At 73.6% G+C, this 18,075-nt stretch carries 18 protein-coding genes; 14 read left to right on the forward strand and 4 right to left on the reverse strand.

Annotation, left to right across the window (positions count from 1 at the left end; all coding sequences use genetic code 11):
* Positions 1-37: 37 nt before the first annotated feature.
* Both SHK17_RS02635 and SHK17_RS02640 read right to left on the reverse strand, forming a co-directional pair.
* Entirely contained in the window at positions 38-862 is an 825-nt protein-coding gene (locus SHK17_RS02635) for a sigma-70 family RNA polymerase sigma factor (protein WP_322920993.1), read from the reverse strand.
* Between the two features lie 106 nt (positions 863-968).
* Positions 969-1,856: an HAD family hydrolase gene (locus SHK17_RS02640; protein ID WP_322920994.1), complete on the reverse strand. Its 888-nt coding sequence runs from the start codon at positions 1,854-1,856 to the stop codon at positions 969-971.
* A 31-nt stretch (positions 1,857-1,887) separates the two neighbouring features.
* Here SHK17_RS02640 and SHK17_RS02645 point away from each other — a divergent pair, with 31 nt between their 5' ends.
* The 8 genes from SHK17_RS02645 to hemB all read left to right on the forward strand — a co-directional run bounded on the left by SHK17_RS02645 (position 1,888) and on the right by hemB (position 10,456).
* Positions 1,888-3,444: a class I adenylate-forming enzyme family protein gene (locus SHK17_RS02645; RefSeq protein WP_322920995.1), complete on the forward strand. Its 1,557-nt coding sequence runs from the start codon at positions 1,888-1,890 to the stop codon at positions 3,442-3,444.
* Entirely contained in the window at positions 3,441-3,695 is a 255-nt protein-coding gene (locus SHK17_RS02650) for a glutaredoxin family protein (protein ID WP_172269461.1), read from the forward strand. The genes SHK17_RS02645 and SHK17_RS02650 overlap by 4 nt, the downstream gene beginning before the upstream one ends.
* A gap of 35 nt (positions 3,696-3,730) precedes the next feature.
* Complete coding sequence (locus tag SHK17_RS02655) at positions 3,731-4,699, forward strand: MsnO8 family LLM class oxidoreductase (RefSeq protein ID WP_172269462.1); 969 nt, start codon at positions 3,731-3,733, stop codon at positions 4,697-4,699.
* 183 nt (positions 4,700-4,882) lie between these two features.
* The gene (locus SHK17_RS02660) at positions 4,883-5,557 is read left to right on the forward strand and encodes a redox-sensing transcriptional repressor Rex (protein WP_172269463.1); all 675 of its coding nucleotides are present in this window, start codon (positions 4,883-4,885) and stop codon (positions 5,555-5,557) included.
* Positions 5,554-6,840: a glutamyl-tRNA reductase gene (locus SHK17_RS02665; RefSeq protein ID WP_322920996.1), complete on the forward strand. Its 1,287-nt coding sequence runs from the start codon at positions 5,554-5,556 to the stop codon at positions 6,838-6,840. The genes SHK17_RS02660 and SHK17_RS02665 overlap by 4 nt, the downstream gene beginning before the upstream one ends.
* Positions 6,837-7,793 (forward strand): hydroxymethylbilane synthase, encoded by a 957-nt coding sequence (gene hemC / locus SHK17_RS02670; RefSeq protein WP_322920997.1) that lies wholly within the window; start codon positions 6,837-6,839, stop codon positions 7,791-7,793. Before SHK17_RS02665 ends, hemC begins: the two co-directional genes overlap by 4 nt.
* On the forward strand, positions 7,790-9,433 hold the full coding sequence (locus SHK17_RS02675; RefSeq protein WP_172269466.1) for a bifunctional uroporphyrinogen-III C-methyltransferase/uroporphyrinogen-III synthase: 1,644 nt from the start codon (positions 7,790-7,792) through the stop codon (positions 9,431-9,433). Before hemC ends, SHK17_RS02675 begins: the two co-directional genes overlap by 4 nt.
* Before the next feature lie 27 nt (positions 9,434-9,460).
* A complete protein-coding gene (gene hemB / locus SHK17_RS02680; protein ID WP_322920998.1) occupies positions 9,461-10,456 on the forward strand; it encodes a porphobilinogen synthase in 996 nt (331 codons plus the stop codon).
* 94 nt (positions 10,457-10,550) lie between these two features.
* Here hemB and SHK17_RS02685 read toward each other — a convergent pair whose 3' ends face one another.
* Positions 10,551-11,807: a lytic murein transglycosylase gene (locus tag SHK17_RS02685; RefSeq protein WP_322920999.1), complete on the reverse strand. Its 1,257-nt coding sequence runs from the start codon at positions 11,805-11,807 to the stop codon at positions 10,551-10,553.
* A gap of 182 nt (positions 11,808-11,989) precedes the next feature.
* Here SHK17_RS02685 and hemL point away from each other — a divergent pair, with 182 nt between their 5' ends.
* From hemL to ccsB, 6 genes are read left to right on the forward strand one after another with little or no spacing between them, the layout of a single operon-like run.
* The gene (gene hemL / locus SHK17_RS02690) at positions 11,990-13,318 is read left to right on the forward strand and encodes a glutamate-1-semialdehyde 2,1-aminomutase (protein ID WP_322921000.1); all 1,329 of its coding nucleotides are present in this window, start codon (positions 11,990-11,992) and stop codon (positions 13,316-13,318) included.
* Between the two features lies 1 nt (position 13,319).
* On the forward strand, positions 13,320-13,997 hold the full coding sequence (locus SHK17_RS02695) for a histidine phosphatase family protein (protein ID WP_172269469.1): 678 nt from the start codon (positions 13,320-13,322) through the stop codon (positions 13,995-13,997).
* Between the two features lie 50 nt (positions 13,998-14,047).
* The gene (locus SHK17_RS02700) at positions 14,048-14,569 is read left to right on the forward strand and encodes a TlpA family protein disulfide reductase (RefSeq protein ID WP_322425058.1); all 522 of its coding nucleotides are present in this window, start codon (positions 14,048-14,050) and stop codon (positions 14,567-14,569) included.
* The gene (locus SHK17_RS02705) at positions 14,562-15,311 is read left to right on the forward strand and encodes a cytochrome c biogenesis CcdA family protein (protein ID WP_322921001.1); all 750 of its coding nucleotides are present in this window, start codon (positions 14,562-14,564) and stop codon (positions 15,309-15,311) included. The genes SHK17_RS02700 and SHK17_RS02705 overlap by 8 nt, the downstream gene beginning before the upstream one ends.
* A complete protein-coding gene (gene resB, locus SHK17_RS02710) occupies positions 15,308-16,960 on the forward strand; it encodes a cytochrome c biogenesis protein ResB (protein WP_322921002.1) in 1,653 nt (550 codons plus the stop codon). Before SHK17_RS02705 ends, resB begins: the two co-directional genes overlap by 4 nt.
* The gene (ccsB, locus tag SHK17_RS02715; protein WP_322921003.1) at positions 16,957-17,982 is read left to right on the forward strand and encodes a c-type cytochrome biogenesis protein CcsB; all 1,026 of its coding nucleotides are present in this window, start codon (positions 16,957-16,959) and stop codon (positions 17,980-17,982) included. Before resB ends, ccsB begins: the two co-directional genes overlap by 4 nt.
* Here ccsB and SHK17_RS02720 read toward each other — a convergent pair.
* A complete protein-coding gene (locus tag SHK17_RS02720; RefSeq protein WP_322921004.1) occupies positions 17,899-18,075 on the reverse strand; it encodes a hypothetical protein in 177 nt (58 codons plus the stop codon). The genes ccsB and SHK17_RS02720 overlap by 84 nt on opposite strands.

Below are 18,075 nucleotides of genomic sequence, written 5' to 3' on the forward strand. Positions count from 1 at the left end.
ACGAACGACCGGGACGAGGTGCGGGTTACGGGAGAGGTCATGAGTCCCTCAACCCCTCGGGCAGGAGCTTGGCGAGGTTGCGGACGCCGCGCAGCTGCAGCTGCTTGACGGCGCCGTCCGAGCGGTGGAGGGCCAGCGCCGTCTCCGCGATCGAGAGTCCCTGCAGGAAGCGCATGATCAGGCACTCACGCTGCTCGGTGGGCAGCTCGGTGAGGGCCTTGAGCAGCACCTCGTTGGTGAGCCCGGCGATGACCGTGCCCTCGGGTCCCTCGGTGGCGTCGTCGTGCGGCGTCATGTCCTCGGTCGTCATCTCCAGGCGGGTGCGTCCGGCCTTGAAGTGATCGGTGGTGAGGTTGCGCGCGATGGTCATCAGCCAGGCGCCGAAGTCCTTGCCCTGCCACCGGAAGCTGTTCATGCTCCGCAGCGCGCGGAAGAAGGTCTCGGAGGTGAGGTCCTCGGCGAGCACCTGCGAGCGGGTGCGGTGGTAGAGGAACCGGTAGACCGAGGCCTGGTAGTGGTCGTAGAGGAGCCCGAACGCGTCCTTGTCGCCCGCGCGGGCCAGCTCGACGAGGGCGATCAGCCGCTCGCGCTCGGCCTCGTCGGCCTCGGACGACGTGGCCTGGTCCTCGTCGCCGACCGGTGCGGAGCCCGCGGTCCACGACCGGCCGGGCACGGCGTCGTCGCCGCCGGGACGGGCGGTGGAGCCCGGTGCGGTGGTCTCGGACAGCAGCGCGAGCGCCGGGAGCGCACCCGCGGGCGTGGCGGACAGCTGCGGCTGCGGGGCGAGGACGGCGAGGACCGCGCGGCGCAGCGCGTCCATGCCTTCGTCGAAGGCATGCTCGAGGTCGCGTGTCGAGCGCATGCAGGTCCCCCTCCCGGTTGCAGCAGTGTCCACGATAAGTGGCCCCCGTGTCCGTGTGAACCCGTGAGTAACCCGGAGTTGCAGCGCGCGGTGGCCCGATCCCACCTCAAGAGGTGGAGTGCCGGCCCCGCAGCCCGATCCCGGCGACGACGGCGCCCGACACCGCGCCGGCCGTCGCGGCCGCGACCAGCCCCGCCCGTGCCGCCTTGCGCCCGGTGCGGTAGTCGCGGACCCGCCAGCCGGCGGCCCGGGCGTGGGCGCGCAGGCGCGCGTCCGGGTTGATGGCGCACGGGTCGCCGACGAGCGAGAGCATCGGCAGGTCGTTGCTGGAGTCGGAGTACGCCGAGCAGCGGGCGAGGTCGAGGCCCTCGCGGGCGGCGAGCGCCTTGACGGCCTCGGCCTTGGCCGGGCCGTGCAGCAGGTCACCGACCAGCCGCCCGGTGTAGACGCCGTCGACGTGCTCGGCAACGGTGCCCATCGCGCCGGTGAGGCCGAGCCGGCGGGCGATGACGGCGGCGATCTCGATGGGCGCCGCGGTCACCAGCCAGACCCGCTGGCCCTCGTCGAGGTGCATCTGGGCCAGGGCGCGGGTGCCCGGCCAGATCCGGTGGGCCATGCCCTCGTCGAAGATCTCCTCGGTCAGCTCCTCGAGCTCGGCGGTGGTGTGGCCGGCGATGAAGGACAGCGCGGAGTTGCGCGCGTCGGCCACGTGCTCGAGGTCCTCGACGCCGACGACGCGGAAGTAGGCCTGCTTCCACGCCGCCGCGGCGATCTCGCGCGTGGTGAAGAACTCGCGCCGGTGCAGGCCTCGCGCGAGGTGGAAGATGCTGGCGCCCTGCATGATCGTGTTGTCGACGTCGAAGAACGCCGCGGCGCCCGGGTCGGTCGGGGTGGTGAGGGCGTTCTCGACCTCCGCGGACGCCGCCGCGGCCTCGCCCGCGAGCGCCGATCGCTGCTGCAGGTCGAGCCGGCGGGAGCGCTCGGATCGGGTCATCGCGTCAGCGTAGCTGTGGAAGGATCGCGGCATGCCGCGCAACGACGTCTCCGCCCTGGTGGCCGAGGCCGCCGCGGACGTCCCCGACCGGCGGGCCCTCGTCGAGGGCGGCGGCCGGTCGCTGACGTGGGCCGGTCTCGAGGACGAGGTGGCCCGGATCGCCACCGGTCTCGGTGCGCGCGACATCCGCGCCGGGCAGCGCGTGATGATCGTGGTGGGCAACCGCATCGAGTTCGTCACGACCTACCTCGGCGTGCTGCGCGCCCAGGCCGTCGCCGTGCCGGTCGACCCGCGCTCCACCGCCGACGAGGTGGCGCGGATGGTCGCCGACTCCGGCGCGCGCCTGGTGGTGGTCGACGAGTCCGCGGTCGAGGTCGTCCGCGCCGCCCTGTCCGGCCTGTCCGGGCTCGGCGCGACCGCCGCGCCCACCGTCGTGGTGACCGGCACAGAGCCCGCGGAGGGGGAGCTCGCGCTCGCCGACCTGCGCGCGGACGTCGTACGCCCCGTCCCCCCGCTGCCGGACCCCGAGAAGCTGGCGGCGCTGCTCTACACCGGCGGCACGTCGGGCCGTCCGCGGGCGGCGATGCTGAGCCACCGCGCCCTGCTCGCCAACATCGAGCAGGTCGCCGCCGTGGAGCCGCCGATGATGCACGGCGACGACGTCGTCCTCGGCGCGCTCCCGCTCTTCCACGTCTACGGGCTCAACGCGGTCCTCGGCGGCGTCCTGCAGCACCGTGCCCGGCTGCTCCTCGTCGAGCACTTCGAGCCGCAGGCCGTGCTGGACCTCATCGAGGACGAGGCGTGCAGCGTGGTGCCCGTCGCACCGCCCGTCTTCGCGCACTGGCTGCCCGACGAGCACCTCGCGGAGCGGATGGGCCCCGTCCGGCTGGTGCTGTCGGGGTCCGCGCCGCTCGCGGCGGAGGTCGTCGAGCAGTTCACGGCGACCACCGGCGTCCCGGTCCACCAGGGCTACGGGCTGACCGAGGCGGCGCCCGTCGTGACGAGCACCCTGTGCAGCAACCCGCCGCAGCCCGGCTCGGTCGGCGCCGCCCTGCCGGGCATCGAGCTGCGGCTGGTCGACGAGAGCCGCGGCCGGGTCGCGACCGAGGACCCGGGCGAGATCCAGGTGCGCGGCGACAACCTGTTCAGCGGCTACTGGCCCGACGGGGCCGACGGCCCGGACGAGGACGGCTGGTTCCGCACCGGCGACGTCGGCTTCCTCGACGCCAGCGGCGACCTCTTCCTCGTCGACCGCGTCGAGGAGCTGGTGCTCGTCAGCGGCTTCCACGTCTACCCGTCCGAGGTGGAGGACGTGCTGCGCGAGGTGGACGGCGTCCTCGACGCGGCCGTCGTCGGTGCCCCCGACGCCGACACCGGCGAGTCGGTCGTCGCCTACGTCGTCGCCAGCGGCGACTCCTCCGGCGTCGAGGAGGCGGTCCGCGCCCACGCCGCCGAGCGGCTGGCCCGCTTCAAGCAGCCGGCGCGGATCGAGGTCGTCGACACCCTGCCGCTCACCGTGACGGGCCGGGTCCAGAAGGGACGGCTCCGCGGGCTGGAGCGGCGCCGCGTCCTGGGGCTGCTCGAGTGACCGCCACGCCGGCCCCGGCCCGGGTCACCCTCTACTCCCGGCAGGGCTGCCACCTGTGCGACGACGCACGGGTGGTGGTCGCGGCCGTGTGCGCGGACCTGGGGGAGTCCTTCGACGAGGTCGACATCGACGCCGACCCCGACCTCGTCGACCGCTTCGGCGACGAGGTCCCGGTGACGTTCGTCGACGGGCGCCAGCACGACTTCTGGCGCGTCGACGAGGCGCGCCTGCGGGCCGCGCTCGGCTCCTGAGGGAAGGCGACCGCCCGGCTGCGCGTTGCACCGACGTGAGGCTCTCCCTGCTCGACCGCTCGCGGACGCGCCTCGGCGCGCCCGATGCCGAGGCGATCGGGGCGACGGTGGCCCGCGCCGTGCACGCGGAGCAGGTCGGCTACGACCGCTACTGGGTCGCCGAGCACCACGGGGTGCCGGGCATCGCCTCCGGGACGCCCGCCGTGCTCCTCGCCGCGATCGGCGCGCGGACCTCCCGCATCAGGATCGGCTCCGGCGGCGTCATGCTGCCCCTGCACCAGCCGGTGGTCGTCGCCGAGCAGTTCCTCGTGCTCGACGCCCTGCACCCGGGACGGGTCGACCTCGGGATCGGGCGGTCGCTCGGGTTCACGCCGCCCGTGCGCCGAGCGCTGCGGCGCGAGCTCGACGCCGTGGACACCTTCGAGGAGGACCTCGCCGAGCTGCGTCGCTACCTCGAGGGCACGGCCGAGGTGACGGTGCGGCCCGTCACCGGTCGGCCGGTGCCGGTGCACCTCCTCGCCACCGGGCGCGGGCTCGAGGCCGCCGCTCGTCTCGGGCTGCCCGTCGTCGTCGGCGGACCCGTCCTCGACTCCGACGAGCTGCCGGAGGCGCTGGCCCGCTACCGCCGCGGGTTCCGTCCGCACGGGGACAGCGCTCCGCGCGTGACGATCTCGCTGGACGCGCTCGTCGCGGACGACGACGCCACCGCGCGCGAGCTCGCCCTGCCCGAGGCGTACGCGATGGCGGTGTCGCGCCAGACCGGCGAGTTCCCGCCGCTCGAAGGCGTGGCCGCGATCCGCAGCTCGCCGTGGCCGAGCCAGGTGGAGCGCCGCGTCGAGGCGTCGCTGGACCGGGCCGTGGCGGGGAGCCCCGCGACCGTGCGGCGCCGCCTCGAGGCGCTGGTCGCGCGGACCGGCGCCGACGAGCTGCTGGCGAGCGCCTCGACCCACGACCGAGACGCCCTGCTCGCCTCGGACCGGATGCTCGCCGAGCTCCTGCGATGAGGGTCGCGACGGGTCGCGTTACGCCTCCTCGGACCCTCCGCGCAAATCGCGGGAACCCCCGCCGCAGGTGGGTCTTCTCACATGTGCTAGGCCACGCTCGGCTCGTTTTGTTCTCCCGTTCACAAACTCCTACAGTGGCGGAGTCAGGCGATTCCCGTCACCTGGCTGGAAAGAAGCAGCGCTGTGACTGCACGGACCCCCGACTCTGCCCGGGACATCCCCGAGGCGACCGTCGCCAGGCTTCCCGTGTACCTGCGTGCCCTCATCGGCCTCGCCGAGGACGGGACCACCACCTGCTCCAGCGAGGAGCTCGCCGCCTCCGCCGGCGTCAACAGCGCCAAGCTCCGCAAGGACCTGTCCTACCTCGGCAGCTACGGCACCCGCGGTGTCGGCTACGACGTGGAGTACCTGCGCTACCAGATCGCCCGCGAGATCGGCGTGACCCAGGACTGGCCCGTGGTCATCGTGGGCATCGGCAACCTCGGCCACGCCCTCGCCAACTACTCCGGCTTCCGCAGCCGCGGCTTCCGGGTCGTGGCGCTGCTCGACGCCGACCCCGCACGGCACGCCGAGGTCGTGGCCGGCCTCGACGTCCGCTCCTTCGAGGACCTCGAGTCCATCGTCGCCGAGCACGCCGTCGCCATCGGCGTGATCGCCACCCCGGCGGTCGCCGCGCAGTCCGTGGCGGACCGGATGGTCGCGTGCGGCATCACCAGCATCCTCAACTTCGCGCCGACCGTCCTGTCGGTGCCCGACGGCGTCGACGTGCGCAAGGTGGACCTGTCCATCGAGCTGCAGATCCTCGCCTACCACGAGCAGCGGAAGGCGATCGTGCCCGGATCGGAGAGTGTCTCGTGAGCGTCCTCGTGGTGGGGATCTCCCACAAGTCCGCGCCGGTGGAGCTGCTGGAGCGGCTCGCCCTCGACGGCGACGGCACGACCAAGCTGATCGCCGACGTGATGGGCGGCGAGCACGTCACCGAGGCGACCGCGATCGTCACCTGCAACCGGCTCGAGGTCTACGCCGAGGTCGACCGCTTCCACGGCTCCGTCGAGGCCCTGTCCGGCCTCCTCGTCGAGCGGGCCGGCCAGCCCACCGAGGCCCTCCTGCCGCACCTCTACGTCCACTACGACGAGGGCGCGGTGTCCCACCTCTTCCAGGTCGCCGCCGGCCTCGACTCGATGGTCGTCGGCGAGGGCCAGATCCTGGGCCAGACGCGCGACGCCCTGCGCGTCGGCCAGGAGCACGGCACCGTCGGCCCGGCGCTCAACACGCTCTTCCAGCAGGCCCTGCGCGTCGGCAAGCGCGCCCACGCCGAGACCGACATCGACCGCGCGGCCCCGTCGCTGGTCAGCGCCGCGCTCGAGCGCAGCGCCGTGGCCGTCGCCGGTGCGCGCGTCGTCGTGATCGGTGCCGGCGCGATGGCGTCCCTCGCCGTCGCCCACCTCGCGCGGGGCGGCGCCGGCACCATCACGGTGCTCAACCGCACCTCCGCCAACGCCGACCGCCTCGCCGACGAGTACGGCGCCACGTCGCTGCCGCTGTCCGCGCTGGGCGCCCAGCTGGCCGAGGCCGACCTCGTCGTCTCCTGCACCGGGGCGCCAGAGCCGCTGGTGCGGCTCTCCGACGTGGTCACCGCCCGCGGCAGCAGCGACCGGCCGCTGACCGTCATCGACCTCGCGCTGCCCCACGACGTCGACCCCGCCCTCGGCGAGCTGCCGGGCGTCGAGCTGATCAACCTCGCCGGCCTCGCCGACGAGCTGCGCGGTCTCGAGGCCACTGCCGGTGTCGACGACGTACGCACCATCGTCGGGCAGGAGATCGCCGCCTTCCTCGCCGTCCGGCGGCAGGCGAGCGTCACGCCCACCGTGGTCGCGCTGCGCTCGATGGCGACCACGGTGGTCGACGCCGAGATGCAGCGCCTCGCCGCCCGCCTGCCCGAGATCGACGACGCCACCCGCGCCGAGGTGCTGCAGACCGTGCGCCGGGTCGCCGACAAGCTCCTCCACGAGCCGACTGTGCGGGTCAAGGAGCTCGCGGACGCCGAGCCGGCCGTCTCCTACACCGCCGCGCTGGCCGAGCTGTTCCGCCTCGACCCGCAGGCCGTGGACCGGATGACGCGGGCGGAGGGCAAGCCGTGACGGCCGCGACCCCCGCCGTGCTGCGCCTCGGCACCCGCGCCTCGGCGCTGGCCACCACCCAGTCCGGCCTCGTGGCAGACATGATCCGCGAGCGCCTCGGCCGCGAGGTCGAGCTCGTCGAGGTCTCGACCGAGGGCGACCGCAGTGCGGCCCCGCTGGCCACGATGGGCGGGAGCGGTGTGTTCGTCAGCGCGCTGCGCGACGCCCTGCTCGCCGGGCGGGTCGACGTCGCCGTCCACTCGCTCAAGGACCTGCCCACCACCCCGGCCGAGGGCATCGCCCTGGCCGCGGTGCCGCTGCGCGAGGACCCCCGCGACGTCGTCGTGGCCCGCGACGGGCTCACCCTGGGCGAGCTGCCGGTCGGCAGCGCCCTGGGCACCGGCTCGCCGCGCCGGGTGAGCCAGCTCGCCGCCCTCGGCCTCGGCCTGGACCTCCACGGCATCCGCGGCAACGTCGACACCCGCATCCGCAAGGTCCGCGAGGGCGAGGTCGACGCGGTCGTCCTGGCCCGTGCCGGGCTGGCCCGGCTGGGTCGGCTCGACGAGGTCACCGAGGTGCTCGACCCGCTGCAGATGCTGCCGGCGCCCGGCCAGGGCGCGCTCGCCGTCGAGTGCCGCTCCGACGACACCGACCTGGTCGCCGCGCTGTCGCACCTCGAGGACCCCGCCACCCGCGCCGCCGTCACGGCCGAGCGCGCCGTCCTGTCCGCCCTCGAGGCCGGCTGCTCGGCCCCGCTGGGTGCGCTGGCCGAGGTGGTCGAGGGCGAGGACGGCGAGGAGCTGTGGCTGCGTGCCGTGGCCCTGTCGGAGGACGGCGGGCTGTCGGTGCGGATGAGCGCGACCGGCCCGGTCGCGGACGCCGCGCACCTCGGAACACGCCTCGCGAGCGAGATGCTCGCCGAGGGAGCAGCAGACCTGATGGAAGCACCACCAGTGAGGAACCAGCACGCATGACGCGAGTACAGACCCCGCAGGCCACCACCCCCGCCCAGGGCTGGGTGTCGTTCGTCGGCAGCGGACCCGGTGACCCGGGCCTGCTGACGGTGCGTGCCGTGGAGCTCATCGAGGCGGCCGAGGTCGTCGTGACCGAGGCCCCCGAGCACGTGGACCTGGTCCGGTCGCTCCTCGGCCTCGCCGAGGGCCCCGACGGGTCCTGGGACGGACCGGAGATCGTGGACGGCGGCTTCGGCGAGGACGGCCAGCCGCTGACCCACGCGGCCCGCGCCAAGGTCGTCGTACGCCACGGCAAGAAGCAGCGCGTGGTCCGGCTGATGACCGGCGACCCGTTCCTCTACGCCTCCGGCCCCGAGGAGGCGCAGGCCTGCGTCAAGGCCGGCGTCGGCTTCGAGGTCGTCCCCGGCGTCTCGTCGGTGAGCGCGGTCCCGGCCTACGCCGGCATCCCGCTGACCACCAAGCGGCACCGCGAGATGGCCGTCGTCACCTGCGGCGAGAAGGTCGACTGGAGCGCCTACGCCGACGACCGCACCCTCGTCCTGCTCTCCGGAGTCGGCAGCATCGGCGAGACCTCCGCGGCCCTGATCGAGGCGGGCCGCTCGCCCGAGACGCCCGTCGCGATGACCCGCGTCGGCACCACGACCGAGCAGCAGACCCTCATCTCCACGCTCGCCGACATCGCCGCCGACGCCCGCGCGGCGCGCATCTCGCCGCCCGCGATCACCGTCATCGGCGACGTCGTCGACCTGCGCCAGACGCTGTCGTGGTTCGAGACCAAGCCGCTCTTCGGCTGGCGCGTGCTGGTGCCCCGCACGAAGGAGCAGGCCGGCTCGCTCTCGCGCCGCCTGCGCGACTACGGCGCCGTGCCCGAGGAGGTCCCCACCATCTCGGTCGAGCCGCCGCGCAACCCGCTGCAGATGGACAAGGCCGTGCGCGGCCTCGTCGAGGGCCGCTACGAGTGGATCGCCTTCACCTCGGTCAACGCGGTGAAGGCCGTGCGCGAGAAGTTCGAGGACTACGGTCTCGACGCCCGCGCGTTCTCCGGGCTCAAGATCGCCGCGGTCGGCGACAAGACCGCCCAGGCCATCGCCGACTGGGGCCTGCGCGCCGACCTCGTGCCGTCCGGTGAGCAGTCCGCCGCCGGCCTGCTCGAGGACTGGCCGCCCTACGACGAGGTGCTCGACCCGATCAACCGGGTCTTCCTCCCGCGCGCCGACATCGCCACGGAGAACCTCGTCGCCGGCCTGGTCGACCTCGGCTGGGAGTGCGACGACGTCACGGCCTACCGGACCGTGCGCGCCACCCCGCCGCCGGCGCCGGTGCGCGACGCGATCAAGACCGGCAAGTTCGACGCCGTCGTCTTCACCTCGTCCTCGACGGTGCGCAACCTGGTCGGCATCGCCGGCAAGCCGCACCCGTCGACGATCATCGCCGTGATCGGTCCCGCGACCGCCAAGACCGCCGAGGAGCACGGCCTCCGGGTCGACGTCCTCGCGCCCACGCCCGACGTGGAGGTCCTGGTGGACGCGCTGGCCGACTTCGGCGCCACGCGTCGCCTCGCGATGCTGGAGGGCGGCGAGCCCGTCACCCGGCCCAGCGAGCGCACCGCCTCCGGGCGCCGCAAGGCCCGCGCCAAGTAGCCACCTGCGGTGGGGAAGGATGGACCCGTGACCGACGACAGCCAGCTCGAGGTTCCGACCATCCGACCCCGCCGGCTCCGGCGCACCCCCGCGCTGCGGCGCATGGTCGCCGAGACCCACGTGGTGCCCAGCTCGCTGGTGCTGCCGGTCTTTGTCCGGGAGGGCATCGACGAGCCCCGCCCGATCTCCACCATGCCCGGCGTCGTCCAGCACTCGCGCGACTCGCTCAAGCGGGCGGCCGCCGAGGCGGCCGAGCTCGGCCTCGGCGGCGTGATGCTCTTCGGCATCCCCGAGCACAAGGACGCCACCGGCTCCGGCGGCATCGACCCCGCCGGCGTGCTCAACCTCGCCATCACCGACGTCGTCGCCGAGGTGGGCGACCAGCTCACCGTGATGTCGGACCTGTGCCTCGACGAGTTCACCGACCACGGGCACTGCGGCCTGCTCACCAGCGATGGCGAGGTCGACAACGACCGGACGCTCGCGGCGTACGCCGAGATGGCGCTCGCCCAGGCGGCCGCGGGCGTCGACATGGTCGGTCCCAGCGGGATGATGGACGGCCAGGTCGCCGTGGTGCGGCAGGCGCTCGACGGCGCCGGGCACAGCCACGTCTCCGTGCTGGCCTACTCCGCCAAGTACGCCTCCGCCTTCTTCGGCCCGTTCCGCGAGGCCGTCGACTCCTCGCTCGTCGGCGACCGCCGGACCTACCAGCAGGACCCCGCCAACGCCGTCGAGGGCGTGCGCGAGGTGCTGCTCGACGTGGAGCAGGGCGCCGACATCGTGATGGTCAAGCCGGCCCTGTCCTACCTCGACGTCGTCCGCCGGGTGCGCGACGCCGTCGACGTCCCGGTCGCGGCCTACAACATCTCGGGCGAGTACGCCATGGTCGAGGCCGCCGCCGCGAACGGCTGGATCGACCGCGAGGCCGCCATCCTGGAGACCCTCACCTCGATCCGCCGCGCCGGCGCCGACGTGGTGCTGACCTACTGGGCCTCGGAGGCCGCACGGCTGTTCGCCCGCTGAGGCCTGGGGCGACATCGCGGACACGTGTCCGCGACGTCGCCCTCGTACGCCGCGGCCGGGGGCGACATCGCGGACACGTGTCCGGGGCGCCCGCCTAGGGGTTCATCAGGTTGTTGATGCAGGCGTTCAGCTGGTTGAGGTTGATCGCCAGGATCCCCGAGGCGAGGCACTGCGCCTGGGCCTGCGCCCAGGTGAGCGTCTGCGTCAGCGTCGGGACCGGGACGGTCGGCAGCGGGGGCAGCGTGGACGGCACCGCCGTCGGCTGGGACGTGGGGGTCTGGGTCGGCACGGCCGTCGGGTCGTCGGTGGGCGACTGGGTCGGGCTCTGGGTGGGGTTCTGCGTGGGGCTCGGCGTCGGGTTCTGCGTCGGGTCCTGGGTGGGGTCCTGCGTGGGGGTCGGCGTCGTCGTCTGCGTCGTCGTCGGGCTGGGGCCCTTGGTCGGCGACGGGTTCTTCGTCGGCCGGTCCTCGTCGCGGTCGTCCTTGGTGCCGGCCGATCCCTTGCCGCCGCGGTCCTCGCCGCCGCCGTCGGTCCCGCCGGTGGCGGCGGTCGTCCCCGGCACCATGACCCCGCTGGGCAGGGTGGAGGTCGGCACGGCGCTGAAATCGCCGTCGAGGTAGGCCTGCATGATGGACAGGACCAGGTCGACGTAGTCGTTGGAGTGGTTGTAGCGGTAGACCGAGGCCCGCTGGCCCTGCTCCGTCGACAGGTCGTCCTCGCCGGAGCAGAGGTAGACGGCGGTCGACAGCGCGGCGTCGTCGACGTCCTGCGGGGCGCGGCGGCCGTCGCTGTCGCCGTCGACGCCCACCACCGACCAGGTGGACGGGATGAACTGCATGGGGCCGACCGCGCGGTCCCAGCGGGTGTCGGCGTCGTACTGCCCGCCGTCGGTGTCGACGATCGCCTGGGTGTCGTTGCTGCCGTCGAGGGCGATGCCGACGATGGCGGGCCGGGCCACGCCCGACTCGTCGAGCGAGCTGCCGCCGGAGCGGCCGTGGTCGGACTCGACGCGGCCGATCGCGGCGACGAGCTCCCACGAGAGCCGGCACCCCGGGTCGGCCTTGTTGATCACGCCCTCGGCGCGCTGGTAGGCGGCGAGCGCGACCTGCGGGATGTCGCCGGCCGAGCCGGGGGTGACCGCGGCGGCACGGGTGACGGCGTCGCCCACGCTGGCGGGCGCCTCGATGACGGCAGCGGGGAGGTTGGTGCCGTCGGGGAGCGTCCCGGAGCCCTCGGGGTCCGCGCTGGCGGACCCGACGCCCACACCGGCGAGGCTGGCCGTCCACGCGGCCGAGAGCACGGCCAGCGGGATGATCGCGGTCGCTCGGCGGATGTGGGCGGAACTCGACATGTCGGACACTCTCCCCTGGGTCTTCCCGGTCCATGATGCCCCCTCGGAGGCCATCCACACCCCCCGACGAGGAATCTCCCCACGCACGTTACGCAGCCCCCGGCTGTGGGCCAAGGCACAGCCGCCCCCTGCGGGTGAGCACCGGCTGGGGACGGCTTGCCCACCTACGCGACAATGGGGGGGTGACCACCGCGACCATCTCCACCTCGACCGCGGCCAGCCGGGCGCTGTTCGACCGTGCCCGGGCCGTGACCCCCGGGGGCGTCAACTCGCCGGTCCGCGCCTTCAACGCCGTCGGCGGGACGCCGCGCTTCATCACCTCGGCATCCGGCGCGTGGCTCACCGACGCCGACGGCAACGACTACGTCGACCTCATCTGCTCGTGGGGCCCGATGCTGCTCGGCCACGCGCACCCGGAGGTCCAGGCCCAGGTCATGGCCGCCGTCGCCCGCGGTACGTCGTACGGCACGCCGACGCAGCCCGAGGTCGAGCTGGCGGAGGAGATCGTCGCGCGCACCCCGGTCGAGCGGGTCCGGTTCGTGTCGTCGGGCACGGAGGCCACGATGTCGGCCATCCGCCTGGCCCGCGGGGCCACCGGCCGCGACCTGGTGGTCAAGTTCGCCGGCTGCTACCACGGTCACGTCGACCCGCTGCTCGCTGAGGCCGGCTCGGGCGTCGCCACGCTCGCGGTGCCCGGCACCAGCGGCGTGCCCGCCTCCTCGGCCGCCGAGACGCTCGTCCTGCCCTACAACGACCGCGACGCGGTGCGGGCGGCGTTCGCGGCGCACGGTCCGCGGATCGCCTGCCTGATCACCGAGGCCACCCCCGGCAACATGGGGGTCGTGCCGCCGGAGCCCGGCTTCAACGCGTTCCTCGCCGAGACCTGCCGCACGCACGGCGCGCTGTTCATCAGCGACGAGGTGATGACCGGCTTCCGCGCCACCGCGCAGGGCGGCTGGGGCCTCGACGGCGCCGTCGAGTGCTGGGTCCCGGACCTGATGACGTTCGGCAAGGTGATGGGTGGCGGCTTCCCGGCCGCGGCCTTCGGCGGCCGGAGCGACCTGATGGCCCACCTCGCCCCTGAGGGGCCCGTCTACCAGGCCGGCACGCTGTCGGGGAACCCGGTCGCGACCACCGCGGGCCTCGCAACGCTGCGGCTCGCCACTCCCGAGGTCTACGCCCACCTCGACGCCACGGCCACGACCATCCGGGACGCCGTCGCCGAGCACCTCGGGGCGGCCGGCGTGCCGCACACCGTGCAGACCGCCGGCACGATGTTCTCGGTCTTCTTCACCGGTGGGCCGGTGCGCGACTTCGCCACCGCGAGCCGGACGGACACCCGCGCCTACGCCGCGTTCTTCCACTCCATGCTCGACCAGGGCGTCTACCTGCCGCCGTCGGCCTACGAGGCGTGGTTCGTCTCCGCCGCCCACGACGACCGGGCGGTGTCCACCATCATCGATGCGCTGCCCGCCGCCGCCGCGGCAGCCGCGACCGCGGGAGGCCGCTGACATGGGTGACCGGACGATCGTCCACCTGCTCCGCCACGGCGAGGTGCACAACCCCGGGGGCGTGCTCTACGGCCGCCTCGACGGCTTCCACCTCTCCGACCTGGGCCGGCAGATGGCGCACCGGATCGCCGAGGCCGTCGGCCACCGCGACATCGTGCACATGCGTACGTCCCCGCTCGAGCGGGCCCGCGAGACCGGCGCGCCGCTGGCCGAGGCGCGCGGCCTCACCCCGACGGTCGACCCGCGCGTCATCGAGTCGAGCAACGAGTTCCAGGGCGTCAACTTCGGCGGCGGCGCGATGACCTTCGTCAAGCAGCCGTGGCTGCTGCGCCACATGTACAACCCGTTCAAGCCCTCGTGGGGCGAGCCCTACGACGAGATCGCGGGCCGGATGGTCGCCGCCATCCACGACGCGCGCGACGCGGCCCGCGGCCACGAGGCCGTCATCGTGTCCCACCAGCTGCCCATCTGGACCACGCGGCTGTTCCTCGAGAAGCGCAGCTACCTCCACCACCCCAAGTCGCGCCAGTGCACCCTGTGCTCGCTGACCAGCGTGGTCTTCGACGGCGACCGCATGGTGCAGGTCCGCTACTCCGAGCCGGCGGGCGACCTGATCCCCGTCGCCGACCGGTCCGCCCCGTTCTCCGCCGGCGGGGCGCCGCGGGAGGACCGGCCCTGAAGCTCCTGCGCGCGCTCGTCGCTCCTCTCCTCGCCCTCGCCTGCCTGCTCGTGCTCGCGGGCTGCTCCGGCCTGTCCGGCACCGGCGACAAGGGCTACATCTCCGGGGAGGGCGTCCCGGTCGAGGTGGCCCGGGAGGACCGCGACGCTCCGGTCGACCTGAGCGGCACCGACCTCGACGGCCAGGACGTCGACCTGGCGCAGCTGCGCGGCAAGCCCGTCGTGGTCAACGTCTGGTGGTCGGAGTGCCCCCCGTGCCGGGTCGAGCAGCCCGACCTCAACGAAGCGGCCGCCGAGCTGGGTGACGACGCCACCTTCGTCGGGCTCAACATCCGCGACTCGTCCGCCGACAAGGCCCTCGCCTTCGTCCGCAACTTCGAGGTGCCCTATCCCTCGATCTACTCGCCCGACGGCCAGGCGCTGCTGTCCTTCGCCGGCACGCTCAACCCGCGCTCCATCCCCAGCACCGTCGTGCTCGACGCCGAGGGCCGCGTGGCCGCCTCGGTGCAGGGCCGCATCCCCACCACGCAGACCCTCCTCTCGCTGGTCGAGGCGGCGGCCGCGGATGGGTGAGTTCTTCCAGGAGACGGCCCTCTCCGGGTCGCTCATCCTCGCGCTGCCCGTCGCCCTGCTCGCCGGGCTGGTGTCCTTCTTCAGCCCCTGCGTGATCCCGCTGCTGCCCGGCTACCTGTCCTACGCCACGGGGCTGTCCGGCGCGGACCTCGAGGAGGCCCGCCGCAGCCGGCTGGTGACGGGTGCGGTGCTGTTCGTGCTCGGCTTCTCGGTCGTCTTCGTGCTCCTCGGCAGCCTCACCGGTGCCGCCGGCGCCTGGCTGTTCACCCACACCCGCCAGCTCAACGTCGTCCTCGGGGTCATCACGATCCTGCTCGGCGTCGCGTTCCTCGGCGGGATCGGCTTCCTCCAGCGCGACTGGCGCATCCACAAGGTCCCCGCCGTCGGGCTGGCCGCCGCGCCGCTGCTCGGCTTCCTGTTCGGCGTCGGCTGGACGCCGTGCGTCGGCCCGACGCTGGCGGCCATCAACGTGCTGTCGGTCAACGAGGCGACCGCCGGTCGCGGGGCCGTGCTCTCCGCCGTGTTCGCGCTCGGGCTCGGCCTCCCCTTCATCGCCGCCGCCGTGGCCTACCGGCGGATGATCCGCGCCTTCGCGGTCGTGCGCCGCCACCAGGTCCTCGTCATGCGCATCGGCGGCGGGATGATGGTCGTGGTCGGCATCCTCCTCGTCACCGGCTGGTGGGACCGCATCGTGCAGTGGCTGCAGCTGCAGGCCGTCCAGGGATTCACGGTGGCGGTGTGACCGACCTCCGGCAGCGGCCGTCCGACGACCGCCAGGCCACCCCGCTGCCCGCCGACCTCGACGCCCGCGGGCTGGTCCGCTGGTCGTGGCGCCAGCTGACCTCGATGCGCACGGCGCTCGTCCTGCTGCTGCTGCTCGCCCTCGCCGCGATCCCGGGGTCCGTCGTCCCGCAGGAGAACATCGACTCGCTGGCCGTCTCGCAGTGGCGCGACGACCACCCGCGGCTCGCCCCGATCTGGGACCGGCTCGACCTGTTCTCGGTCTACGGCTCGGTGTGGTTCTCCGCGATCTACATCCTGCTGATGATCTCGCTGATCGGGTGCATCATCCCGCGCCTGTTCGTCTACGGCCGCGCCCTGCGCGCCCGGCCGCCGCGGGCACCCCGCCACCTCTCGCGGCTGCCCGAGAGCACGTCGTACGTCACCGACGAGGACCCGGAGGACGTGCTGCGCCGGGCCACCGACGTGGCCCGCGGGCGCCGGTTCCGCGTGGACCGGGCCGAGGGCTCCGACGCCGTCGCCGCCGAGCGCGGCCACCTGCGCGAGGCCGGCAACCTGGTCTTCCACCTCGCCGTCACCATCGTCCTGGTCGGGGTCGCCGTCGGCAGCCTGTTCGGCTACAAGGGCGGCGTCATCATGTACAACGGCGACGAGTTCGGCTTCTCCAACAACCTCACCCAGTACGACGACTTCGCGCCCGGCAGCCTGTTCGACCCGGCGGTGATGGAGCCGTTCTCCTTCAGCATCACCGACTTCGACGTCGAGTGGATCACCGAGGGGCAGCGCGCCGGGATGGCGCGGGAGTTCGTGGCCCACCTCGACTACACCACCGAGCCCGGCGCCGAGGCGCAGGAGTACGACCTCAAGGTCAACCACCCGCTGGCGATCGGCGGGACCGACGTCTTCCTGGTCGGGCACGGCTACGCCCCGGTCGTCACGATCCGCGACGGCGACGGCAACGTCGTCCAGTCGGGTCCGAGCGTCTTCCTGCCCACCAACGCGCAGACGTTCGAGTCGTTCGGGGTCATCAAGGCACCTGACGCCCAGCCCGAGCAGATCGGGCTCGAGGGCACGTTCTACCCGACGTTCGCGATGGGCCGTGACGCCGCCGGCGAGCTCACGATGCCGGCGTCCATCTGGGGCGACGCGCTCGACCCGCTGGTCTCCCTGCAGGTCTACACCGGCGACGTCGGCCTCGACGACGGCTCGGGCTCGTCGGTCTACGTCCTCGACAAGACGCGCGCGACGCAGGTCCTCAAGGCCAACGGCCAGCCGTTCCGCATGGACCTGCGTCCGGGCGACACCGTGACCCTGCCCGACGGCCTCGGCAGCGTCACCTTCGACGGCCTCCAGCGCTGGAACAAGATCCAGATCAGCCGCAGCCCCGGCAAGATGGTCGCGCTCGTGGGTGTCGTGCTCGCCCTCGCGGGGCTGCTCGGCTCGCTGTTCGTGCGGCCGCGCCGGGTGTGGGTGCGCGCGCGGCGCCGCGAGGACGGCAGCACCCTCGTCGAGGTGGCCCGCCTCGACCGGTCCAACGGGGCCGTGCCGGGCGAGAGCACCGAGCTCGACGAGATCGTGGCGGCCCTCCGGGGCCCCGACAAGGCCGAGACGGCCGACAAGGCCGAGAGGCCCGAGGAGGAGACGTCGTGACCGACGCACAGTGGGAAGTCTTCAGCTACCAGGGCGTGATCGCCGCGGCCGTCCTCTACTTCGTGGCGATGCTCGCCTACTTCGTCGAGCTCGCCGGGCTGCGCACCGTCGGCTCGGAGCAGACGGTGCAGGACCGGCGCACGGCGATGGCCGGCCGGCTCGGGCTCGTCCTGACCGGCTTCGCGGCCGCGGTGCACCTCGTCGCGCTCGTGGCCCGCGGCCTCGCCGCGGACCCCAACCGGGTGCCGTGGGGCAACATGTACGAGTTCGCGATCTCGGGCACCTTCGTGGTGGCCCTCGTGTTCCTCGTCTCGAGCTTCGTGTGGGGCACCGAGTGGCTGGGCCCGCTGGTGACGACGTTCATCGTCGCCGCGCTGATGGCCGCCTTCCTCGCGCTCGACGACGCGGTGCTGCCCCTGCCCGACGCGCTCAACTCCTACTGGCTCGTGATCCACGTCGTGTCGGCCGTCATCTCGACGGGCGCCTTCACCATCGGCGCGCTGCTCTCGGTCCTCTACCTGGTCAAGAGCCGCTCCAGCGCACGGACGGGCTACCTCGCCCGCGTCCCGGACCTCGCGCGGCTGGACCGGCTGTCCTACCGGATGCACGCCTTCGCCTTCCCGGTGTGGACCTTCGCGGTCCTCATCACCGGGCCGATCTGGGCCCACCAGGCCTGGGGCGCCTACTGGAACTGGGACCCCAAGGAGGTGTGGGCCTTCATCACGTGGGTGGTCTACGCCGCCTACCTCCACGCCCGGGCGACCGCCGGCTGGCGCGGGCGCAACGCCGCCTACCTGGCGCTGCTCGGCGTCGCGACCCTCTGGTTCAACTTCATCGGGATCAACTTCTTCAGCTCCTCCAGCCAGCACTCGTACGCCGAGAGTGCGGGCGAGGTCGTGCGGGTCGACCGGGTCGCGGAGGACGCCGCGACCGGGTCCTCAGCCGTCGTCGGGGTCGCGCGGGCGGTCGAGGCCACGCAGGAAGTCGGGGTCGTCGTCGGGGCCGATCACCCGCGGGCGTGAGCCGTTGGCGCCGTCGAGGCGCCGCAGCGTCAGCCTGACCAGGACCCACACGGCGAACGCGATCAGCGCGACCACGAGCAGGACCTTGAGCAT

Origin of the sequence: Nocardioides renjunii (assembly GCF_034661175.1) — a bacterium.
GTDB classification, from domain to species: Bacteria; Actinomycetota; Actinomycetes; order Propionibacteriales; family Nocardioidaceae; genus Nocardioides; species Nocardioides renjunii.

Bases quoted from the DNA above. Each gene is read 5' to 3' on its own strand.
- SHK17_RS02635 (WP_322920993.1), bottom strand. From the start codon at position 862: ATGCGCTCGACACGCGACCTCGAGCATGCCTTCGACGAAGGCATGGAC.
- SHK17_RS02640 (WP_322920994.1), bottom strand. From the start codon at position 1,856: ATGACCCGATCCGAGCGCTCCCGCCGGCTCGACCTGCAGCAGCGATCG.
- SHK17_RS02645 (WP_322920995.1), top strand. From the start codon at position 1,888: ATGCCGCGCAACGACGTCTCCGCCCTGGTGGCCGAGGCCGCCGCGGAC.
- SHK17_RS02675 (WP_172269466.1), top strand. From the start codon at position 7,790: ATGACGCGAGTACAGACCCCGCAGGCCACCACCCCCGCCCAGGGCTGG.
- SHK17_RS02685 (WP_322920999.1), bottom strand. From the start codon at position 11,807: ATGTCGAGTTCCGCCCACATCCGCCGAGCGACCGCGATCATCCCGCTG.
- SHK17_RS02695 (WP_172269469.1), top strand. From the start codon at position 13,320: ATGGGTGACCGGACGATCGTCCACCTGCTCCGCCACGGCGAGGTGCAC.
- SHK17_RS02705 (WP_322921001.1), top strand. From the start codon at position 14,562: ATGGGTGAGTTCTTCCAGGAGACGGCCCTCTCCGGGTCGCTCATCCTC.
- SHK17_RS02720 (WP_322921004.1), bottom strand. From the start codon at position 18,075: ATGCTCAAGGTCCTGCTCGTGGTCGCGCTGATCGCGTTCGCCGTGTGG.